Source organism: Ferruginibacter sp., assembly GCF_031430955.1.
Classification (GTDB): domain Bacteria; phylum Bacteroidota; class Bacteroidia; order Chitinophagales; family Chitinophagaceae; genus Ferruginibacter.
Window position 1 is genome coordinate 1 of sequence record NZ_JANPCM010000611.1, and the last position, 1976, is coordinate 1976.

The window sequence follows — 1976 nt, forward strand, 5'->3', positions numbered from 1 at the left end:
GTTGGATAAGGAACATATTCAATACTTCTTGATGGATAGTTATTGCTGCTTTTATCAATGTTAACCTCAGGATCAAACCCAGTGAATTTTGTAATTACAAAAAGGTTACTTCCAGACACAAAAGCAGTTAATCCTTTAACATACTTACCTATGTTTCCAAAGCTGTAACGCAGTGTTGCATTTCTTAATTTAAAGTAATTGCCTTTTTCCAAAAATCTTGTTGATGCTGCTGCAGCACTTGAAGTATTTTCGCCAGAGTTAGATGCAGCTACATCTATATTTCTTCCCTGGGTTAAACCAAATTTATTGGTAATACTTGTAGCTGTGTTATTGTAAATCAAAAATCCTGCTGCACCACCAGTATTGATTCCCAAAGAGAATTTTTTATACCTGATACTTGTGCTTAAACCATAAACTGTGTGAGGATTTGGATCGCCTGAAAAAGTTGGGTTAGCTGCAACTATAGGATTTCCTGTCGCATCGTATCCGGAGAATTGCTTAAGATAAAATTCGTTTACAGGACGGTTATTGGTGATTATTTGGGCTAAGGTACCCGATACACCCTGACCATTGATTTCGCCAGTTACAATTTGAATTGGTGTTGTAGTTCCCGGAGCAAAAAAGTTAGTCAACAAATTTTTATTATTCGCAATGTTGAAATTAACATCCACACCAAAATTTGTTTTATCTACCACAGCTGCGCCAACTGAAAATTCCACACCGGTATTTTTAAGATTTGCAGGCAAGTTTATGAAATAGATAGAAGCTGGAGCTGGTTGAATTGCTGTACTTTGAAAAAGGATATCAGTTGTGTTTTTATCATAGTAATCTAAGCTACCATAAATTTTACCACCTTTTAAAGCATAGTCTAACCCAAAGTTATAAGACGTGGTTGATTCCCATTTTAAATTAGGGTTTGCCACGTTAAACTGACCGGCTGAGTTATAAGAATTAAATCCGAATTGCTCCTGAGAAGCACCTGCAGGAAATTCCTGGTTACCAGTTACACCCCATGAGGCCCTTAAAGCTAAATTAGAAAATAATGATCCGCCTTTCATAAAATCTTCACTGCTTATATTCCATTTAGCAGCTACAGATGGAAAATAACCATACCTGTTATTCTTACCAAATTTGCTTGAACCATCGGCACGTAACGTAGCAGTTAATAAATATTTATCACTGTAGTTTAAAACTGCTCTTCCAAAATAAGATTGTAATTCTGTTGTAGGATTTACAAAAGTGCTTGGAGGAGTTTGGATATTTCCATTGGCCAAAATATCTGTGTATTTAATTTTAATAATGGAAGACTGCGTTAAATTAGTATTAAAACCTGCTGCAGAAAAAGTAGAGCCAGAATAATCTGTTTTCCAGTATTCAAAACCAGCCAAAGCATTAATACTTAATTTAGAAGTAATGTTGCCATTATAATTTAGAGTATGAGTAATAGTTTGAGAGTTCAATTTAGCAAACGATTTTGTACCGGTTCCTAAACCAGAAAGACCCGGGTAACCCTGTATCCATCCATCAATATTTGTATTTCTTTCGCCAGTGGCATTATTAACTGCGAATAAAAATTTGTATTCTAAGTTATCTATTAATTTATAGCCTGCAGAAATATCAGCTAAAACAGAATTTACTTTAGCAATATCAGAATAGGCTTTAAGCAATGCTTGTGGGTTTCCAGATCCTGTACCGGTAATAAAACTACCTGTATTATCTCTGTAATCTTCAGTTGGATTCCAGCTTAATGCAGCAGTAAGTAAGTTACCTGTAGAGCCTGCATTATTACTTGCATTAATGATATTTTCTTTTGTGTTGCCTGCTCTTAAATTAAAGTCGAGGCTTAACTTCTTATCCAAAAATTTGTATTGACCACCAAAAGATCCCAAGTATTTATCAAGAGAAGAGTTTTTTAAAAAACCACGGGCTCTAGAAGCTAAGAAAGAGGCACGAACTTTTCCATTTTCATTTCCGCC

1 protein-coding gene is annotated in these 1976 nt (G+C 35.2%); it reads right to left on the minus strand.

Annotated features, from left to right (window positions below):
- Positions 1 to 1859 (minus strand): TonB-dependent receptor domain-containing protein (locus tag ACY65O_RS17310; RefSeq protein WP_462222116.1); only part of this gene is annotated, 1859 nt, incomplete at its 3' end.
- Positions 1860 to 1976: the final 117 nt, after the last annotated feature.